Here is a 19,981-nt window from a genome sequence, read left to right as displayed (position 1 = left end):
TTGGAAGATCCATTCAAAAATCTAAGTATGGTGGCGATAGCCTGCAGGATACACCTGTTCCCATCTCGCACACAGCCGTTAAGCTGCAGAACGCCGACAATAGCCGCAAGGCAAAGATAGGAAGCTGCCAGACAAATGAAATCCCCGAAGGATAAAGGAGAAATCCTATATCTTTCGGGGATTTTTTCATAGTCTGCGTTCTGGAAGTGAGAAATCCGGGATCTGATCCGGTCGCTGCCGTCCGCCCGGACAGCAGGTAGAACTGGTCCAGAAGCGGTGTAAAGATTCAGTTCTGAGCGGAACGCTGTTCAAAATTTTTTCAAACAAACTGAAATTGGATTGCGGATTTCACAAAAATTGAAATCTTTGGGATTTCGTAAATACGTTAAGATGATGGATGAAAGCGGAAAAGAATAGACGTTTCGTCTTTTAATCGGGCAAATTCAAAAGACAGGCTGCAGCGGGCAGTGCAGCTGGAAAACAACCGTTCTTGACCGCTGATTTTACTGGGAGCATGGATTCCCAATCGGGTTCTGTGCTTTCGGTCGAGAAAGAAAGTGAGGATTTATGAAGAATCACAGCAGAACATCTGCCAGAGCGAAAACGTTTGGCAGAATGGGAAGCCTGTTTTGCGCAGGCAGCATGGCAATGAGTCTGATTGTTCCTGTTCCGGTTCTGGCGAAATCCTGGACACCGGCTCAAACGATCATGAAAAATGCAGCGCTGATGCCGCAGGCAGAAACTCTTACCGAAAAAACAGTGGATGACACGGACGCCTCCATTGCCTATTCCGAAGGCAACGCGAATAACGGCGGATGGACAGCAGGCGGAAGCGGCGATCCGGCTGCAACCGAGCATTATGCCAATCAGGCTGGCGCCAGTCTGACTTTTACGTTTACAGGCCAGAAAGTGGAAATCTACGGTGTAAAAGCCCCCAATCATCGGAAGTTTTCCGTTTCCATTGATGACGGAGAAGCCGTTACCTGCGATGCGTGGGCCGAAAGCCGAACCGGAGCGGATACGCTCCTGTTCAGTTCCGAAGATTCGAATCTTAACCTGGATGAAAAAGAGCATACGCTGAAGCTGACCATTCTGGATGAAGCCAATGCGGCGGCTTCCGGAACGCTTTATGGAATGAGCGTTACTTACTTTAAAGTCTGGTCGAGTGGTGAACCAGAACCGTTCAAGGGCTATACGATCGTCGAAGATATGGACATCACGGAAGATGATGAGCTCTTTAAAGTGAAATACAACGGAAACTGGAAAGGCGGCGGTACAGCTTATCCAGACGCATTTCACGACGGATATGAGCACTATGCCTATGACGGAGACTCCTTTGAAATGAAGTTCATCGGCAATAAAGTCGAAATGTGGGCAACCAAAGCCCCTGGTCATGGCGTTTATACGTTCTCTATTGACGGCGTAGAAGTGGGAACCGCCAGCGCTACGAGCGATACGCGTGTGAATCAGCAGCTGATCTGGGCTTCAGATACGCTTGAAGAAGGCGAACATACGCTGAAAGTGGAACTGAAGGATCAGCCCGATATGGCCATTCAGCTCGATTATCTGAAAGTCTATCATGAGGAACTGACACCGATTTCTGTTTCTCTTCACAGTACAGCGACGACAGCAATTCCAGGAACAGAACTGACACTCGAAAAAGAGTTCCAGCCATGGAATTCGACGGGTACTCTCGTCTGGACGAGCAGCGACCCGACAATTGCCGCAGTGGATGAAAACGGAAAAGTCACCATCGCTGGCAAGGATGTCGTTACAGAAAAGAAAAAGGTAACCATTATGGCAGCACTGAAAGATCATCCGGAAATCAGCGCTTCAATTGTTCTCAATGTCGATCCCGATCTGTCGACGATGAATGCCTATGTCGGCAACGAAAAGCTTCTGGATCTTCCGGAAAACTATTCGAGCCTCTATGCGGGTGAGGGCGATTCATTTAAGGGAACGCTCTGGAAAAATGACACGATCAACTCGAAAGTCAACGTAGCGTCCATGGGCGAAGACCTTCATAACGTAGAACTGAGTTTTTCCGATTTCGTGAATGAAGACGGAGATAAACTGCCGGCATCAGCCATGCATTATGGCTGGCTCGAAACGACTACGGCCAATATTGGACGCGGCAATTCGGGTGCGCCGGTTAAGGAGTTCCCGGATCTGATCGGCAATCCCGGCAAGATTACCATTCCTGCACAGTCGATTCGCTTTGCCTGGATCCAGTTTGGCACGACCGCTTCGACGAAACCGGGTACGTACAAAGGCAAGGTTCGTATCTCCTGCGATGAAGCGTCTTCGCTGAAGGAACTCGACTATACGCTGGAAGTCATTAATGTACAGCAGCCGGATCCGGAACTGACTGGAATTCAGCTCTGGCAGCATCCGTTCTCGGTAGCGGACAACTATCTTGGCTTAGGTGCCAATAACAAGGGATCGATTTGCACAGACAGTCAGAAAGATTTCTATTTCACCCAAGAACATCTGGATCTCATGCGTGATTCCTACGAAGACTATGCGGCCATCGGCGGTCACGATGCGGTAGCCAATATTGTGGATCAGGCCTGGGGCCATCAGTCGTTCTATAACGACCTGTCCATGGTGCAGTGGACGAAGAAGTCTGACGGTACCTGGGATTTCGACTATTCCTGGTACGATACCTGGATCAATTTCATGATTGAATGCGGCGTTCTGGATCCAGCCAACGGCATTGGTCAGATCAAGGCCTATTCCATCGTTCCATGGAACAACCAGATTTCGTGGTTTGATGAAGCAACGAGCTCGACCAAATCCCAGACCTTTACGCCGGGAAGCGACGAATGGAAAGAAATCTGGACCGACTTTCTGCAGGACTATCTGCAGCATTCCGAGGAAAAAGGATGGACCGACATCACCTATATTTCCATGGATGAAAGAAGTCTGGATATGCTGGAACCGGCTGTTGAGCTGATCGATTCGATTAAGACCGAAGACGGCAAACAGTTCAAGATTTCTTCCGCACTGAACTACAGTGCTCCGTCCTATTACGATTTCACAGATAAGATTGACGATATTTCCGTCAACCTGGGCAATACATCCAAGGAACAAACGGCTGCGCTGTCCGAGCATCGACGCGAAAAAGGTCTGAACACCACGTTCTATACGTGCACGGGCGACTATCCGTCGAACTTCATGATTTCCGATCCAGGCGACAACTACTGGGATATGTTCTATACCGTTACCCTCAAAACCGACGGTTACATGCGCTGGGCATTCGATAACTACGTCTATGACATGCACGGCGACGCTACTTACCGCTATTGGGAACCGGGAGACGGCTGGTTTATCTATCCGCTTGAGAGAGGTAATACCGATCTGATTCAGGGCAAGAACTATTACAGTACCCCGCGTTATGAAATGCTCAGGCAGGGTATTCGCGACAGTGCGAAAGTTCGCTGGCTGCTCGCAAATGAAGATCTCGACGAGAGTGCAAAAGCCAGCCTGCAGAGCGCCGTTGACAGCATGAGCAAGCCGTCGCAGACGAGCAGCTATGGCTCGGCCGTTGCCTCTTCTCAGGAGGTGAGAATGAGCGTTCATGCACAGACCAAAGCGGTTGCGGATGCAATGCAGGCAGCTGCGCACACGATTGCCCCGGAAGAAATGGAAACGATCCATACGGAACTGCTCGCTCAGCTCACAGATAAAGTCGATCACCTCAAATTTGAGGAAACCGACTACGAAAGCACAGGCTGGACGCAGCTGGCAGAAGAAACAGAAACGGCCAAAGCAATCCTGAATCATCCGGAAAGTCAGGATCAGGTCGACCAGGAAGTCGAAACGCTCCATGCGCTTCTTCTGGCCCTGCGTCTTCTCCCCAATGCGAATCACCTTCCTACAGTACAGAATGACTAAGCTCAGTCTGTTCGAAAAAGGAACGTTCGAAACGGCATCTGAATCTGGATGCCGTACGCTTTAAACCGATTGTGAGGACTCTGGAAAGTAAAACCAGAGTCCTCCTTTTATGGAAACCCGATGAGCTGTACAGAAAGCAGACGGAAAATCAATTTTCTGGGGGCGATCCCAGGAGCATAAGATTTGCGTTCTTTCTTTTGAGGTGTATAAATGAAAAGCTGTTTGTACGCAAAAGCGAAATAACAGCCCAATCAGCTAGTCGTGAAATTGTTTTAAAATTCACAAATAATGCTTGCGTCACTTCGATGCCCGTGTTATTATAGTTGAGCGCTGAGGGAAATCGCTTCTCTCAGTCGTCAAATCACCTTTAGATATCTAAGAAAACAGCTTAAGTGAAAATCTTGAAGAATTTCACGAATAACTGTTGACAGAAATTTCTGACGATGATAGGATAAACAAGCCTTGTGAGAGACATTGATCTTCTCGCAAACAGATGGCTCTTTGAAAACTTTACAGACAGATCAAGAAATTCGAAATACACAACGTCGATTCTTAAAATCACAAAAAGTACTCGAACAATCATTTATTCACGAAACATTAAACGCATAAGCGTTTGAGTCAATATCAAATGGAGAGTTTGATCCTGGCTCAGGATGAACGCTGGCGGCATGCCTAATACATGCAAGTCGAACGGATATCTTCGGATATCAGTGGCGAACGGGTGAGTAACACGTAGATAACCTGCCCATACCCGGGGATACGCTTTGGAAACGAAGTCTAAAACCCCATAGGAAAGAAGAAGGCATCTTCTTCTTTTGAAACAGGCGTTTGCCTGGGGACGGATGGATCTGCGGTGCATTAGTTAGTTGGCGAGGTAACAGCTCACCAAGACGATGATGCATAGCCGGCCTGAGAGGGCGATCGGCCACACTGGGACTGAGACACGGCCCAGACTCCTGCGGGAGGCAGCAGTAGGGAATTTTCGTCAATGGGCGCAAGCCTGAACGAGCAATGCCGCGTGAGCGAAGAAGGTCTTCGGATCGTAAAACTCTGTTGCGGGGAAAAAGGAAGGAAAGAGGAAATGCTTTTCTTTTGATGGTACCCCGCCAGAAAGTCACGGCTAACTACGTGCCAGCAGCCGCGGTAATACGTAGGTGGCAAGCGTTATCCGGAATGATTGGGCGTAAAGGGTGCGCAGGCTGCGCGTCAAGTCTGAAGTGAAAGGTACGGGCTTAACCGGTACAGGCTTTGGAAACTGGCACGCTAGAGGACAGGAGAGGGCGGTGGAACTCCATGTGTAGCGGTAAAATGCGTAGATATATGGAAGAACACCAGTTGCGAAGGCGACCGCCTGGACTGTTGCTGACGCTCAGGCACGAAAGCGTGGGGAGCAAATAGGATTAGATACCCTAGTAGTCCACGCCCTAAACGATGAGGAGCAGGTGTCGGAGGGAGGACCCCGGTGCCGAAGCTAACGCAGTGACTCCTCCGCCTGGGGAGTATGCACGCAAGTGTGAAACTCAAAGGAATTGACGGGGCCCGCACAAGCGGTGGAGTATGTGGTTTAATTCGAAGCAACGCGAAGAACCTTACCAGGCCTTGACATAGGACGCAAAGACTTAGAGATAAGTTGGAGGTTACCGTCCATACAGGTGGTGCATGGTTGTCGTCAGCTCGTGTCGTGAGATGTTCAGTTAAGTCTGGCAACGAGCGCAACCCTCGTGATATGTTGCTACCATTGAGTTGAGAACTCATATCAGACTGCCGGTGACAAACCGGAGGAAGGCGGGGATGACGTCAAATCATCATGCCCCTTATGGCCTGGGCTACACACGTACTACAATGGCGTCTACAAAGGGAAGCGAACCTGTGAAGGGAAGCGAACCCCATAAAAGACGTCCCAGTTCGGATTGAAGTCTGCAACCCGACTTCATGAAGTTGGAATCGCTAGTAATCGCGGATCAGCATGCCGCGGTGAATACGTTCCCGGGCCTTGTACACACCGCCCGTCAAACCATGGAAGCCGGCAACGCCCGAAGCCGACGGCATAACCCTTAAAGGGAGTGAGTCGTCTAAGGCGGGGCCGACGACTGGGGTTAAGTCGTAACAAGGTATCCCTACGGGAACGTGGGGATGGATCACCTCCTTTCTAAGGAGAAAGTACAAGGAAGTCCATAGGCGAAAGCCGATGGCAAAGAGTAATGAGTGAGGATTTGTCTGTGAGGTTTTGGAAGAGCGATCTTCCAGGACAGAAAGAAGGATAAATAGTTATCTTTTCTTTTGTTCCAAGAATGGATCTTTGAAAAACGAGCATCAGTAAGAAGACATAACAGAAGGTCTAACGAAAAGTTGAAGAGTAAAAAGATTTAACCGAAAGTTGGAAACAGTTAGTGGAACAGTTCTTACGAAATAGAAAAATCTCGAAACAAGCATAACTAGAACCAAAGTTAGAGAACTAGATCAAGCAAGGAAGGGCGTACGGAGGATGCCTTGCCACTCTTGAATGATGAAGGACGCGTCAGGCTGCGAAAAGCCGTGCCGAGCTGTCAGGAAAGCGACGACACACGGATATCCGAATGGGGGAACCCGACTGGTTTTATAGCCAGTCATCCATGCAAATGGAGAGAAACCCGGTGAACTGAAACATCTAAGTAGCCGGAGGAAAAGAAAACAAAAGTGATTTTCCGAGTAGCGGCGAGCGAAAGGGAAAGAGCCCAAACCATAGCGATATGGGGTTGTAGGACCGCTGGAAATGAAAGACGAGCGAACGGGAACGCGATGGAAAGCGCGGACAGAGAAGGTGAAATCCCTGTACCGGCAAGCGAGTCGAGTAAGGAGCGGAATCCTGAGTACAACGGGACACGTGAAATCCTGTTGGAAGCAGGCGGGACCATCCGCCAAGGCTAAATAAGTAAGAGTGAGCGATAGAGAAGAGTACCGTGAGGGAAAGGTGAAAAGAACCGCGCAAGCGGAGTGAAAGAGAACCTGAAACCGTATGCCTGCAAGAAGTCAGAGCCCGACCAAGGGTGATGGCGTGCCTTTGTAGAATGAACCGGCGAGTTGCTTTTGAATGCAAGGTTAAGCGGGAAAACGCGAAGCCGAAGCGAAAGCGAGTCTTAAGAGGGCGACAAGTAGTCAGGAGCAGACCCGAAACCGGGTGATCTAGCCATGGGCAGGTTGAAGCAGAGGTGAAACTTTGTGGAGGACCGAACCGACCATCGTTGAAAAGCTGGCGGATGACCTGTGGCTGGCGGAGAAATTCCAATCGAACCCGGAGATAGCTGGTTCTCCCCGAAATAGCTTTAGGGCTAGCGTCAATGTTATGGCTGCGGAGGTAGAGCGCTGAATTCATGATGGCCCCATCCCGGGGTACTGAATGGAATCAAACTTACGAATGCCGCAGCGGGAAGTCGTTGGCAGTCAGAGTGCGGGTGATAAGGTCCGTGCTCAAGAGGGAAACAGCCCAGACCGCCGTTTAAGGCCCCAAAATGACAGCTCAGTGGAAAAGGATGTGGGGACGCACGGACAACTAGGAGGTTGGCTCAGAAGCAGCCATCCTTGAAAGAGTGCGTAACAGCTCACTAGTCGAGTGGCCCTGCGCCGAAAATGTACCGGGGCTAAGCTGTCTGCCGAAAGCGCGGATTAAGTACTGAAGTATTTAGTGGTAGGGGAGCGTTGCATGTTCGTGGAAGCATTACCGTAAGGGGATGTGGAGGACATGGAAGTGAGAATGCCGGTGTGAGTAGCGAGATGCAGGTGAGAATCCTGCACACCGAAAGCCCAAGGATTCCGGGGAAGGTTCGTCCGCCCCGGGTCAGTCGGGACCTAATGCGCAGCCGACAGGCGAAGCAGATGGAAAGCAGGCGAAGATTCCTGCACCTGAGATAAAGGCGATGGAGTGACAAAGACGGGAAGTGTGACCCTCTTAATGGATTGAGGGCGAAGCGCGGCAGTACCGGTCCAGGCAAATCCGGACCAGGAGGTACAGAGCGTTACAGGTAAGCGAAATCCTTGGAAAGTAGCGAAGCACATGGAGCGGCTTTCAAGAAAAGCTTCTAGCAGTACTTTATCTTGGCCCGTACCAAAACCGACACAGGTGGGCGGCAAGAGAATTGTAAGGTGAGCGAGAGAACTGTTGCCAAGGAACTCGGCAAAATGGCCCCGTACGTTCGCAAGAAGGGGCGCTCGAGAGAGCCGCAGTGAAAAGGCCCAAGCGACTGTTTAACTAAAACACAGCTCTATGCAAAGCCGTAAGGCGAAGTATATGGGGTGACACCTGCCCGGTGCTGGAAGGTTAAGGGGATCTGTGAGTCCGCAAGGAGGAAGCAGTGGTCCGAAGCCCCAGTGAACGGCGGCCGTAACTATAACGGTCCTAAGGTAGCGAAATTCCTTGTCAGGTAAGTTCTGACCCGCACGAAAGGTGAAACGATTTGGGCGCTGTCTCGGCAGCAGACTCGGTGAAATCTTAGTACCTGTGAAAATGCAGGTTACCCGCAACTAGACGGAAAGACCCCATGGAGCTTTACTGCAGCCTGGTATTGGGTTTTGGATGATCATGTACAGGATAGGCGGGAGGCGAAGAAAAGAGTACGCCAGTATTCTTGGAGCCGACGTTGGGATACCGCCCTGATGATTTGAAGCCCTAACATAGAGAGAAACTCATAGACAGTGCCAGGCGGGCAGTTTGACTGGGGCGGTCGCCTCCCAAAGAGTAACGGAGGCGCCCAAAGGTGCGTTCAGTCTGGATGGAAACCAGATATAGAGTGTAAATGCATAAGCGCGCCTGACTGCGAGGCCGACAAGCCGAGCAGGGACGAAAGTCGGGATTAGTGATCCGGCGGTGCCGAATGGAAGGGCCGTCGCTCAACGGATAAAAGCTACCCTGGGGATAACAGGCTGATCCCGCCCAAGAGTTCACATCGACGGCGGGGTTTGGCACCTCGATGTCGGCTCATCGCATCCTGGAGCTGGATTCGGTTCCAAGGGTTGGGCTGTCCGCCCATTAAAGCGGTACGCGAGCTGGGTTCAGAACGTCGTGAGACAGTTCGGTCCCTATCTGTTGTGGGCGCAGGAGATCTGAGGGAAGCTGTCCTTAGTACGAGAGGACCGGGATGGACCTGCCAATGGTGCACCGGTTGTTACGCCAGTAGCATAGCCGGGCAGCCAAGCAGGGATCGGATAAGCGCTGAAAGCATCTAAGCGCGAAGCCGAGCCCAAGATAAGATCTGCGGTATATAAGACCCCTTGAAGACGACAAGGCGATAGGCTGGAGATGGAAGCGAAGCGATTCGTGGAGTTGGCCAGTACTAATCGGTCGAAAGCTTAATCTAAGATTCGAGAAAGCTATACGCAAGAAGCCACTATGGAAACCAACGATCGCGTTAGATCGTTATGCTGGAAGACTGATGTTTGTTTTTGGAAGATCCATTCAAAAAATCTACGTATGGTGGCGATAGCCTGCAGGATACACCTGTTCCCATCTCGCACACAGCCGTTAAGCTGCAGAACGCCGACAATAGCCGCAAGGCAAAGATAGGAAGCTGCCAGACAAAATGAAATCCCCGAAAGATAAAGGAGAAATCCGATATTCTTCGGGGATTTTTTCATATTCAGCGTTTATGAACTGCAGCTGCCTGCAGATCGTTTTGGATTAGTAATTCAGAGTGACAGGACCGACGTCAAAGGAATCCATCAAGTCATCTGAGTTAAAAATATGGAATGTCAGTTCAACTTCTGAGATTTTATCGATGTCGTTGTCTTCAAGGTCGGAAGACATGATGGTAATGCCCTCTCGTACCTTTTACCAGGTATAACATCCGACGAGAAGATTGGATCTACCATATAGCCGTTGATGGAACAGTCTCTGGCCTGAACAGTCCTAGGGATTTCTGAATTATTCTCGATATAGACCATAAGATCAGCTCCGAAAAATTCATCGTATTCCACTTCATCCAGAGAAATGATCTTGATTCCATTCTGGTCTACAAGAACGGTACCTTCCGGTGCATCGGTTTCGGATTCTTCTTCTCCGGTTTTCAGAGTGATCAGATCGGAATCTACGCTGTCCATGAAGTCATCGCTGTTGAAGAAGTGCAGGTTGAATTCAATGGTGTGGATTTTATCGATGCCCTGATCTTCCAGCATGCTTGAAAGGAAAGTCATTTCGCCTTTGCCAGTCTTGCCGGGAGCCACTTCGATGGACATGGATGGATCGATCATAGCGCCGTTAACCGAAGTGTTTCTGGCCTGAACGGTCCAGTTCTTATCCGAATTGTTTTCAAAGACCATCTTTACTTCTTCGCCCAGAAAGCCTTTTTCCATGCCGGTTGCGGTGACCTTGAGACCGTCCTGATCGTAAATAACGGTTTCTTTAAAACCTTCCTCTTCTTTTTCTTTCTTTTCTTCTGTTTGTGCGACGGACGTTGCTTCACTCTGTCCTCCGCTTGTGCTGTCTTTCTCCGGTTTGGAATCGGAAGAAGAACAGCCAGCCAGAAGAAGAGCCGCGCAAAGGAGCGCAGCTGTACGTTTGAATTTCATAATCTTCTCCTTTGTCCTGTTTGCCAAACCGTTCGGCCGCTTTGGATCAGCCAACAGGGATTACAGATTTAAAATACCATTAATAATGAATGAATAATCGGAGTATCGCAAAAAGATAAAAAGATGTCGAAAATGATCAGCGGCTTACCGGGAGCGGCATACTCTGAGGTCTCCATTTCTCAAAAGCAGCATTAGTTCGGGTTCGGCGTCTCTTTTTGTCTTCGAGGAAATATACGTAAAAGGTTCATTTTCCACGAATGGAAAAATGAACCTGAAATGGATCCAGATTTATTCGGTTTGCGGATCGTTTGAGGCGGAATTCGAAGCCGTATTCTGGGCATCCAGCTGACGGCGCAGAGATTCGACTTCATTTCGCAGTTCATCCATTTCTTCGGCTGAACGGGTACGGTTTTCGTTATGGAGCAGGGAGAAATGATAGGTTGCTCCCGAACGCGAAGACTTGGATCCATGGCTTTCTTTTATACGCTGAGCGGGAGGAAGCGAAAGATCGCTTTCATCAGCACTCTTCAGTTCCCGGTCGATCAGAACGACCATGCAGGCCTTGACCACAATGAGAAGAAAGACTTCGAAAATATCCATCAGGGACGCCGCTGTGATCGTTCGCAGAATTTCGGCACCCAGCTTGAAGGTCAGACCAAGAGACTGGCCATGAAGCAGATAGACGCGGGCATAGCGTTCATGACGAAACAGCTTGAAGAACGCCGAAACGGTGGTAAAGACGATCAGGATGATCGACATCAGCTCCAGCAGATACATGGAAAAGGCTGCCAGATCCATGACCACTTCATGAAACAGCCGGGTCGTATCCGACATATAGGCGGCTTCGCGCAAAACGATGGGCGCGCTGGCGGATAAGGTGGAAATAAAATACATGAAAAAGTACTCCTAGCGGGCGTTTTCCTTATTTGCCCAGACAGAAATTGGTAAACAGGGTATCGAGAAGATCTTCCCGGTGAACTTCACCGAGAATCTCCTTGAGATGATCGTGTGCAGACAGAAGATCAATTTCGATCAGATCCGGCTCTATGCCGTTTTCCATAGCTTCTCTGGCGCGATCCATATCCTGTCGGGCCTGACTTAGAAGCCCGAGCTGCCGTTCGTTGGAAAGACGCGGCTGCCATACGATCTGATCGCTCGTGAACAGATGGCCGAGCGCTTCGCTCAAGCCGCCCAGATCTTTGTTCAGAGCGGAAATCGAGACGGCGCCATCCATTTCAAAGGCGGGGGCAAGATCCTTTTGTTCAGGATCAGAATGCGCCGCTTGTTTTCGGTCATCTTCAGAAGCTCCTGATCCTGTTCGTCGAGAGGTCTGGACGCATCCAGAACGAGCAGAACAAGGTCCGCATCTTCAATCGACTGACGGCTTTTTCAATACCGATCTGCTCGATCTTTTCTGCCCCTTCTCGGATGCCGGCGGTATCGACAAGATTGAGAACAAAATCGCCGATCTGAACACGGCCTTCGACTAAGTCGCGCGTCGTTCCGGCAATATCCGTTACAATCGCTTTGTCTTCCCGCAGCAGAGCGTTGAGCAGAGAACTTTTGCCGACATTCGGCTTGCCGGCAATGACCGTCCTGATGCCGTCCTGTACCATCATCCCGGCTTTCGAACGTTCGATAATTTCATCCATTCGTTCAATAATTTCACGCGAATGAGGCAGGAGCGTTTCCGCCGTCATTTCGGCGGCATCTTCGTATTCAGGATAATCGATATTGACTTCGATATTGGCGATCAGATCCATCATGGAATCGATCAGCGGCTGAAGCAGCTTGCGGATTTCTCCGCGAATGGAGTAGATGGCCTGTCGGCTTCCGGCATCGGTGGACGCATCAATCATGTCTTCGACCGCTTCCGCCTGGGACAAATCAATCCGGCCGTTCAGAAAGGCGCGCTCCGTAAATTCGCCGGGTCGGGCCATCCGCGCGCCGTTTTTCAGGAGCAGCGAAAGAATCTTGCGGGTAACGAGCGGTCCGCCGTGTGCATTGATTTCCACAACATCCTCGCACGTATACGATCGAGGGGCACGGAAAACAGAAACGAGAACCTCGTCAACCGGCGTCTGGTTTTCTTCAATATATCCATAATGAATGGTATGGCTTTTCGCGGCGGAAAGATTTCCGGAAAAGAGGGAATCCGCGATCGCAATCGCATCGTCGCCCGAGAGCCGGATAATGGAGATGGCTCCGCGCGCCAGCGGGGTAGCAATCGCCGCAATGGTATCTTCAAACATGTAAAACCTCCTGAAGCTGAAACCGGCCGCGCCGTTCAGCCAAAAGCGTGTAAACAGGCAGATTAAAAAACAGAAGAAAGGCAGACCGTAAAACCCGGCCTGCTTTCTTATCTTCCTCTTAACGAGAATAGCACACCCGGCCAATGTATCCGCATCCCAGGAACGATCGCCAGGACAAGGGCTGCCGGCGATTTGGGATCCGAATCCGAATGCAGACAAGCCGGACACGTACGCTGCAGAACACCGATCTGGCTTTTGGGCAAGCCAGGCCGGCTCTGGTTGTATACAATGCTTAAGGCACTATATAGTAGAAACCCAAATAAATTAAGCGGAAATTCTAAAGCAGGTGAAAAAATGAAACAGTATTCGAGTACACAGACTCGTGAAATGGCTCAGGATCTGAAGGACGGAAAAATCCTCGCGTTTCCGACCGATACCGTATATGGCGTCGGCTGCATTTGCGGTGATCTGGACGCCCTTCAAAGACTGAAACAGATTAAAAGAGACCGGAATCCAAACCGATCCCGATGATGTGCGCATCTCTGGATCAGGTCGAGGATATCGTTGAAATTTCCCCGCTGGCGCAGAAGCTGGCGGACGCATTTTTACCTGGCGCCATGACGCTCATCGTACGTCTTAAAGAAAACGCCAGTCGGGAATACACGAACGGGAAGGATACGATTGCCCTTCGTATTCCGGATGCGCCGGTACTGCTCGATGTCATGCGTCAGACAGCCAGACCGCTGATGGTCAGCTCCGCCAATCTTTCCGGCGAACCGGCTGCCCTTTGCATGAAAGAGGCTGCCGATATGCTTCCGGCACTCGACGGAATTCTCGACGGTCCCTGTCAGGAAGGCATCGCCTCCACCATCGTGGACTGCACCGGGGACGCACCTGTAATCCTTCGTCAGGGACCTATTCATCTCGAAGAGATTAAAAAGTCCTTGGCTAAAGCCATACAGCCTGTCGCAGGCATAGCGGGCGTCTGTACGGGTTTTCGAACAATTTGACAGAGCCCGAAAAATGAATACTCTGAAGAGAAAGCAAAACGAAAAATGGTCAGAACTGTTTTTGATAAAGTGAATTTGAACGCTTTTTCCAAACTGGAAAGCGAACGGTCTGATCTGCAGACTTTTGTTTTGCGCACCGAAAATATGTAAACAGAAAGGAATGTCATCATGAGCCAGAAAGGCAATAAAGATAACGTAAAACTGACTGAACAGGAAAAAGTCCGTCGTCAGAAAATGCAGGATCTGATCGATATGGGCGTTGATCCATTCGGCCAGGCCTATCCAAGAACCCACCGAACCAGCGATATTCTGCCGGTTTATGCGGATAAATCCAAAGAAGAACTCGAAGAACTTCAGGTTCCGGTTAAAGTCGCCGGCCGCATTATGACCAAGCGCCGCATGGGCAAAGCCGGATTCATGCATATCCAGGACCGTGACGGCCAGATCCAGATTTACGTACGTAAAGATACGGTAGGCGATGAGGCTTACGAAGTGTACAAGAAAAACGATATTGGCGATATTGTCGGCATTGAAGGCATTCTGATGAAAACCGATCATGGTGATATTGCCGTACGCGCCAAAGAGTACACGCATCTTTCCAAATCACTCCGTCCGCTTCCGGAAAAATTCCATGGACTGACGGATATGGAAGAGCGTTTCCGTCGTCGCTACGTCGATCTGATCATGAATGACGATGCCCGCCGCATTGCAATTACGCGTCCGAAAATCATTCGTGCCATTCAGCAGTATCTTGACGGCCAGGGCCTGATTGAAGTCGAAACGCCAGTTCTGAATACCATTCTTGGCGGTGCGGCAGCCCGTCCGTTTGTAACGCATCACAATACGCTCGACATCGATATGTATCTGCGTATTGCTACTGAGCTGAACCTGAAGCGTCTGATTGTCGGCGGACTCGAAGGGGTTTATGAAATCGGCCGTCTGTTCCGTAACGAAGGCATGGACCAGACCCACAACCCGGAATTCACAACCGTTGAAGCGTATGTGGCTTACTCCGATCTGCGGGGCATGATGGACCTGATCGAAGGTCTGTTCCGTTATGTAGCACAGAACGTTCTCGGTACGCAGACCGTAACGTATCAGGGTACGGAAATTGATCTTTCTAAGCCGTTCGCTCGTCTGAAAATGTCCGAAGCGGTTTTCGAAAAGACCGGCATCGACTTCGAAAAAATTACCGATTTCGAAGAAGCGAAGAAAATTGCGGAAGAACACGGCATTGAACTCGAGAAGAAGCACAACTCGGTTGGTCACATTCTCGACCTGTTCTTCGAAAAATATGTGGAAGAAACGCTGGAACAGCCGACATTTGTCTACCATTATCCAGTAGAAATTTCCCCGCTGGCCAAAAAGAACGCGGAAGATCCGCGCTTCACCGACCGGTATGAGCTCTTCATCAAAGGCCACGAATACGCCAACGCCTTCTCTGAGCTCAACGATCCGATTGACCAGAAAGAACGCTTCCTCAATCAGCTCGCTCTGCGCGAACTGGGCGATGATGAAGCGAACGACATGGACGTCGACTACGTAGAAGCCCTCGAATACGGCATGCCGCCTACCGGCGGTGTCGGCCTCGGCATTGACCGTTTTGTCATGCTCCTGACCGATCAGAGCTCGATTCGCGAAGTCCTGCTCTTCCCGACGATGAAGCCCCTCTCGGACTAAATAAGCACAAAAATCAGGTTTAAACAGCGTTTGCGCCGTTTTGTTAATCGAAAAATGTCGTAAAACGGGGTTACCGCAAATTTTAAACAAATAACTTTTTGAGCATCGCTCGTGATTTCCGACAGAACCTTGGACTGTATAGTTCGGGGTTCTTTTTTCAGAAAGCAGAAATAACCGTACGGCGTATGACTGTGCAGACTTTTTCATTCATACGAGCGGACAGGCGAGATGGCGATGTTCAGCTGCTCCTGACGGGTCAGTCCCAGTCTGGCTAAATCAAAAATATGGCTGCCTCGGTTCTTCGGGAAAACGTTACCTGTACCTTGCCCGAATAATAAAACAAGATGAATTAGAAAGGAGGTTCCTCATGACGAAACAGAATCACAAAACAGGTCTTCTTGTAGACGCGATGATCTTCTCTGCTGTTTTCTTACGCGTTCTGGGAAATCTTGGCATATTGGGCGTTCCCAGTGGAATTGTCCGCTCGCTTATTTATATCGCTCTTTATATCGGATGGGAAATTTCCGTCAGCAAACGGATCATTCAGGTAGAGGTGCGCCATTATCTGATTGCTGTTTCAGGTTTAATGGTTTTCTGGTTTATTCTCCGTTCAATGAAATACTATTTCATAACCGATATCGGAACAGCACGGCAACTGTGGGACTGGTACTACCTGCCCATGCTGTTTATTCCGCTGTTTTCTTTGCTTGTTGCCCTCCCACTGGGGAAGCCCGCAAATGCAAAGTTATCGAAAACGACGCTCCTGTTATTAGCTGTTCCTACGGTGCTCTGTCTGCTTTTTGAGCTTACAAATGATTTCCATCAGCTTGCCTTTTCCTTCCCGGAAGGAGAGGCATGGACGGGCGAAAACAATGGATATAGATTCGGGTATTATATCGTTCTCGGATGGGAGATATTTTGTGCTTTGGCGGCATTTGTCATCATGCTGATCAAGTGCCGACTCTCCCAAAGGAAAAATATCTTCCGTTCTTGCTGTTAACATGCTCGATCGCATATGCCCTGATATATCAGCGGCGCAAAATGGATGCGGCTGATCGGCGGAGACATCACGGCAGCCCAGTGCCTGATGTTTACCGGAATATTGGAAAGCTGTATTCAGAGCGGGCTGATTCAGACCAATACCGGGTACAAATCGCTGCTTGAAGCCGGCTCCATAGGAGCGCAGATCGTAGACACGGACTTGCATACCCGTTATGCCTCTTCAAACGCACCGATGCTGACGGCGGATGTGATACGCTCGGCACAAAAGGACGCGACCATGCTGGATCGCAACACGCTGCTCAGAAGCTGCAGGATCAATGGCGGTCATGTTTTGTGGCAGGAAGATATCACAGACATTACTGCTCTGCTGGAAAAGCTGGAGGAAAACCGGCAAAGGATTTCGGAAAGCGATGATGTGGAGCAGCAAAACTATAAAACCAAGGTAAAGATCAATGCAGTTCGGGAAAAGAGCCGGCTCTATGACCGGCTGCAGGCACACACAGTGCATCAGATCGAGCTGCTCGATCAGCTGCTGACACAAAATGAAGCGGAAGACAATCCGGAAATTCGCCGCAGTCTGCTGGCAAAAGCGGCGGTGATCGGCGCGTACATAAAACGCCGGGGCAATCTGATGTTTATCGGTGAAAGATCGAGCGTAACGGATACCGCTGAGCTGTCCGCCTGTCTGGAGGAATCCCTTGCCAATCTGGAACTGATGAGTGTGGAATGTGCCATGGATATTCCGGGCAAAAACCGCATTTATACCCAGGATGCAATCCGTGTCTATGACTTTTTGAAGCCGTGACGGAAGCGGCCATGGATGACCTTCGTTTGGTCTGGCTGAAAGCCCGCAGTCTGGAAGATGCGATCGTCTTTTATCTGCATGCGGAAAGCAAAGGCGATTTGTCGGAGCTGTCTGTTCTTGCCGATACGTGCACCTGTGAGGAAGGCGTATAGCGCTTTTCCCTTCGGATCGGAAAGGCGGGTGAACCGGCATGAGGAATTTTTATTTTTCTTCAACTCCGGCACAAACGCCGCTGCTGGTTGCCTTGTTCCTTACCCTGATCCTGTCCCTTTTCGTGATGCTGGCTGCTTACGGTAAACTGCGCGACAAGCGGAATAATATTATGCATCTATCCATATTTGTGCTCGTTCTTATCGTATTGTCCGGGCTGGCGGATGCTTTTTCAAAGATGACCAAAGGACTGGCGTACAGGACATGGCTGCCTCTGCCTATGTGGCTTTTATGGGGCATCACATTAGCGGCAGATCTTCTGCTGATATGGGATATGGCAAAGCTGCACAGACTGGGAAAGCAGACGCTCAGCCGCGATTCCGTCAAGCAGGCTCTGGATATGCTGCCAAGCGGCATCTGCTATTTTACGCCCTCCGGGAGTGTGAAACTGTGCAACCGGCAAATGGATACTCTGTTCCGCACGATCTCACAGAGTGATCTCCAGACGGTTGCGGAACTGCAGGATGCGCTGTCAGACTGCAACGCGTGCAGCGGGGTGATCCAGCTCTCTCCCCAGAGGCAGACTTGTCTTTTTCCCGACGGCAAAGCCTGGCGTTACCGGAAGACTGAAGTGAAAGCGTCGGACGGCACCTTGTATACGGAAGCTATCTTTTCGGATGTCACGGAGCTGTACCATAAAAATCTTGAGCTGAAAGCGCAGATTAAACGGCTGAAAGCCATTTCGCTCGAATTGAAATGGCTTTCTGACAATGCTTTAATCCTGACAAGAGAAAAGGAAGTGCTCGCCGCCAAGACGAAGCTGCATGACGATAGGGAGCGGGACTGATTGCCATACGCCACATTCTTAACCACAACCAGACGGAGGAAGCGGCAAATGCCATTGAGCTGTTCTCCCGTGCGGTCAGCGCTATTAAATACGATAATGACTATTCGCAGGGGCACAGCGAGCTGGACAGATTCCTGCAGGATGCCAGGACCATCGGTATCCAAGTAAACTTATCCGGAGAATTGCCTGAGCAGGAGAAGCTTCGCGGTGTGATGATCCTCGCCATGCGGGAATGTCTGACAAACAGCGTGCGCCATGTCGGATCAACAGCACTGTATATAACGGTGGAGAAAACCGGCGGCAGCATTTCCATGCAGATCACAAACGACGGAAGATCGCCCGAAACGGAGATCGTTCCCAAGGACGGACTTTTCAACCTGTATCGCCATATTCTGGACTGCGGCGGTACGATGGAAATACAGTCGAAACCGGTCTTTGTGCTGACCGTGGTTTTCCCGGGGACAAAGGAGAGTATGAAATGAAACAGGTTCTGATTGTAGAGGATCAGCGGATGCCCCGTGAATACATGGAGCGGGTGCTTTCCGACAGCTGCAGATAGGAGCTGGCCGCCAGTCTCAACGGAGCGGATATGGCTCTTTTGAAATGCGGTCAGCAGCACATTGACCTGATTTTGATGGATGTCTGTACTTCAGGGTGTAAAGACGGCATTGAAGCTGCCGCCGAGACCAAGGCGAAGTTTCCGGACATCCGGATCGTCATCGTCACATCCATGGTTGAGGTGAGCTACCTGAAACGTGCAAAAGCGGCCGGAGTGGACAGCTTCTGGTATAAGGACATCAGTCCGGAAGCACTGATCGACGTGATCGACCGGACCATGGCGGGCGAACATCTTTTCCGGGCGAAACGCCGAAGGAAAATTGGGATTGGTCGAAAGTACGGAGCTGACGTCAAAGGAGATCGAGGTACTGCGGCTGATCTGTGACGGATTGGAAAACTATGAGATCGCCGCCCGGCAGAATGTTTCGGAAAGAACCATCAAATACCATGTTTCCAACATTTTGTCCAAAACCGGATTTACGAATAGAACCCAGCTTGCCATCGCGGTAACAAAGAAGAATTTTATCGTTCCAAACCTCCCCGAGGAACAGACATTTTCCACAACCGAATAACAAGAACCTGTTCTGTCTATCCTGGCTTTCTTTAGAGCCGGGATTTTTTTGAAAATTTTTCTGAAAAAGTGTCCGAACCTGTACTTAAGGACAGGGCGCGATCGAAAATAACTCATTACAATGGCCACAGTATCAATCTGTAAGGAAAATAAATATCCGTATTCTGTCGAAAACGAGAAGGCCCTGAGAGGCAAGCGGAACACGTGCCGGCTTTTTCTTGCCGCAGCTCAGGCCGAACTTGCTCTGCAGCAGGAATCCTCATCAGGAGAAAGGAGGGGGATGAAACAGATTCGAAGCGTATTCTTGATTGCGCTGCCTGCGCTGACAGTTCTGGGAGTGACCGGAGTTCGTCTGTTTCGTTATTTTGCTGCTGAACGGATCATGGAAAATGGCGGCTCGATGAATCCGGACACTGTGGATGGTTCAGAGACTCCTACGATAGATGGTTCAGAGACTCCTACGATACTGGATGGCGATCATACATACGCCGATAATGAGATGCTGCTTCAGGTGATTTCAGGCACTTGGTCAAGTGAGGACGGGCATTATGTCATAGAGCTGGACAGCGGCTGCCGCATCAAGCTTTTACTGGATGGCGAGCAATAGCTGGATGATCCTATTCAATTTGTCTATCTTCAGCCGGGAATCGTCCAGTCTACGGAGTTTTTCCT

At 50.1% G+C, this 19,981-nt stretch carries 13 protein-coding genes, 4 rRNA genes and 2 pseudogenes; 15 read left to right on the top strand and 4 right to left on the bottom strand.

What is annotated here, in order from left to right:
- Window positions 1–26: 26 nt before the first annotated feature.
- The 5 genes from rrf (KWG61_RS14085) (at window position 27) to rrf (KWG61_RS14065) (ending at window position 9,446) form a co-directional block, all read left to right on the top strand.
- Window positions 27–133: ribosomal RNA gene (gene rrf, locus KWG61_RS14085) — 5S ribosomal RNA — on the top strand.
- Window positions 134–648: 515 nt separating this feature from the next.
- Window positions 649–3,897: a glycoside hydrolase domain-containing protein gene (locus KWG61_RS14080; RefSeq protein ID WP_242744353.1), complete on the top strand. Its 3,249-nt coding sequence runs from the start codon at window positions 649–651 to the stop codon at window positions 3,895–3,897.
- Between the two features lie 625 nt (window positions 3,898–4,522).
- A 16S ribosomal RNA gene (locus tag KWG61_RS14075) occupies window positions 4,523–6,046 on the top strand.
- 309 nt (window positions 6,047–6,355) lie between these two features.
- Window positions 6,356–9,227, top strand: a 23S ribosomal RNA gene (locus tag KWG61_RS14070).
- 112 nt (window positions 9,228–9,339) lie between these two features.
- A 5S ribosomal RNA gene (rrf, locus tag KWG61_RS14065) occupies window positions 9,340–9,446 on the top strand.
- The 16S, 23S and 5S rRNA genes sit together here, the layout of an rRNA operon.
- A gap of 172 nt (window positions 9,447–9,618) precedes the next feature.
- Here rrf (KWG61_RS14065) and KWG61_RS14060 read toward each other — a convergent pair.
- From KWG61_RS14060 to mnmE, 4 genes and pseudogenes are all read right to left on the bottom strand, one after another.
- Window positions 9,619–10,434 (bottom strand): hypothetical protein, encoded by an 816-nt coding sequence (locus tag KWG61_RS14060; RefSeq protein WP_242744351.1) that lies wholly within the window; start codon window positions 10,432–10,434, stop codon window positions 9,619–9,621.
- A gap of 288 nt (window positions 10,435–10,722) precedes the next feature.
- Window positions 10,723–11,328, bottom strand: coding sequence for a DUF1622 domain-containing protein (locus KWG61_RS14055; RefSeq protein ID WP_230268397.1), 606 nt, complete (start codon window positions 11,326–11,328; stop codon window positions 10,723–10,725).
- A gap of 28 nt (window positions 11,329–11,356) precedes the next feature.
- The gene (locus tag KWG61_RS17820) at window positions 11,357–11,668 is read right to left on the bottom strand and encodes a hypothetical protein (RefSeq protein WP_367614215.1); all 312 of its coding nucleotides are present in this window, start codon (window positions 11,666–11,668) and stop codon (window positions 11,357–11,359) included.
- A pseudogene (mnmE, locus tag KWG61_RS14050) lies at window positions 11,638–12,686 on the bottom strand (tRNA uridine-5-carboxymethylaminomethyl(34) synthesis GTPase MnmE). Before mnmE ends, KWG61_RS17820 begins: the two are co-directional and overlap by 31 nt.
- A gap of 288 nt (window positions 12,687–12,974) precedes the next feature.
- Between mnmE and KWG61_RS14045 the strand changes: the two are divergent.
- The 10 genes and pseudogenes from KWG61_RS14045 (at window position 12,975) to KWG61_RS14000 (ending at window position 19,916) form a co-directional block, all read left to right on the top strand.
- Window positions 12,975–13,696 (top strand): annotated as a pseudogene (locus KWG61_RS14045) (L-threonylcarbamoyladenylate synthase).
- Window positions 13,697–13,864: 168 nt separating this feature from the next.
- A complete protein-coding gene (gene lysS, locus KWG61_RS14040) occupies window positions 13,865–15,376 on the top strand; it encodes a lysine--tRNA ligase (protein WP_230268394.1) in 1,512 nt (503 codons plus the stop codon).
- 367 nt (window positions 15,377–15,743) lie between these two features.
- The gene (locus KWG61_RS14035; protein WP_242744350.1) at window positions 15,744–16,376 is read left to right on the top strand and encodes a histidine kinase N-terminal 7TM domain-containing protein; all 633 of its coding nucleotides are present in this window, start codon (window positions 15,744–15,746) and stop codon (window positions 16,374–16,376) included.
- A gap of 45 nt (window positions 16,377–16,421) precedes the next feature.
- Window positions 16,422–17,183 (top strand): hypothetical protein, encoded by a 762-nt coding sequence (locus KWG61_RS14030; protein WP_242744349.1) that lies wholly within the window; start codon window positions 16,422–16,424, stop codon window positions 17,181–17,183.
- Window positions 17,180–17,335: a hypothetical protein gene (locus KWG61_RS14025; RefSeq protein ID WP_242744348.1), complete on the top strand. Its 156-nt coding sequence runs from the start codon at window positions 17,180–17,182 to the stop codon at window positions 17,333–17,335. The genes KWG61_RS14030 and KWG61_RS14025 overlap by 4 nt, the downstream gene beginning before the upstream one ends.
- Before the next feature lie 38 nt (window positions 17,336–17,373).
- Entirely contained in the window at window positions 17,374–18,180 is an 807-nt protein-coding gene (locus KWG61_RS14020; protein WP_242744347.1) for a hypothetical protein, read from the top strand.
- A gap of 209 nt (window positions 18,181–18,389) precedes the next feature.
- Window positions 18,390–18,662 (top strand): hypothetical protein, encoded by a 273-nt coding sequence (locus tag KWG61_RS14015; protein WP_242744346.1) that lies wholly within the window; start codon window positions 18,390–18,392, stop codon window positions 18,660–18,662.
- 107 nt (window positions 18,663–18,769) lie between these two features.
- Window positions 18,770–19,123 (top strand): response regulator, encoded by a 354-nt coding sequence (locus KWG61_RS14010; protein WP_242744345.1) that lies wholly within the window; start codon window positions 18,770–18,772, stop codon window positions 19,121–19,123.
- Window positions 19,059–19,310: a response regulator transcription factor gene (locus KWG61_RS14005; RefSeq protein ID WP_367614214.1), complete on the top strand. Its 252-nt coding sequence runs from the start codon at window positions 19,059–19,061 to the stop codon at window positions 19,308–19,310. Before KWG61_RS14010 ends, KWG61_RS14005 begins: the two co-directional genes overlap by 65 nt.
- A 279-nt stretch (window positions 19,311–19,589) precedes the next feature.
- Window positions 19,590–19,916 (top strand): hypothetical protein, encoded by a 327-nt coding sequence (locus tag KWG61_RS14000; RefSeq protein WP_230268388.1) that lies wholly within the window; start codon window positions 19,590–19,592, stop codon window positions 19,914–19,916.
- Window positions 19,917–19,981: the final 65 nt, after the last annotated feature.

The organism is Allobaculum sp. Allo2, from assembly GCF_022701175.1.
Classification (GTDB): Bacteria; Bacillota_I; Bacilli_A; order Erysipelotrichales; family Erysipelotrichaceae; genus Allobaculum; species Allobaculum fili.
The sequence above is the reverse complement of the archived record's forward strand: the minus strand, read 5'-3'. Positions and strand labels throughout refer to the sequence as shown.

Coding starts and splice junctions, on each gene's coding strand:
- KWG61_RS14080 (WP_242744353.1), top strand. CDS start 649: ATGAGTCTGATTGTTCCTGTTCCGGTTCTGGCGAAATCCTGGACACCG.
- KWG61_RS14060 (WP_242744351.1), bottom strand. CDS start 10,434: ATGAAATTCAAACGTACAGCTGCGCTCCTTTGCGCGGCTCTTCTTCTG.
- KWG61_RS14055 (WP_230268397.1), bottom strand. CDS start 11,328: ATGTATTTTATTTCCACCTTATCCGCCAGCGCGCCCATCGTTTTGCGC.
- KWG61_RS17820 (WP_367614215.1), bottom strand. CDS start 11,668: ATGGATGGCGCCGTCTCGATTTCCGCTCTGAACAAAGATCTGGGCGGC.
- lysS (WP_230268394.1), top strand. CDS start 13,865: ATGAGCCAGAAAGGCAATAAAGATAACGTAAAACTGACTGAACAGGAA.
- KWG61_RS14035 (WP_242744350.1), top strand. CDS start 15,744: ATGACGAAACAGAATCACAAAACAGGTCTTCTTGTAGACGCGATGATC.
- KWG61_RS14030 (WP_242744349.1), top strand. CDS start 16,422: ATGCGGCTGATCGGCGGAGACATCACGGCAGCCCAGTGCCTGATGTTT.
- KWG61_RS14020 (WP_242744347.1), top strand. CDS start 17,374: ATGAGGAATTTTTATTTTTCTTCAACTCCGGCACAAACGCCGCTGCTG.
- KWG61_RS14010 (WP_242744345.1), top strand. CDS start 18,770: ATGGCTCTTTTGAAATGCGGTCAGCAGCACATTGACCTGATTTTGATG.
- KWG61_RS14000 (WP_230268388.1), top strand. CDS start 19,590: ATGAAACAGATTCGAAGCGTATTCTTGATTGCGCTGCCTGCGCTGACA.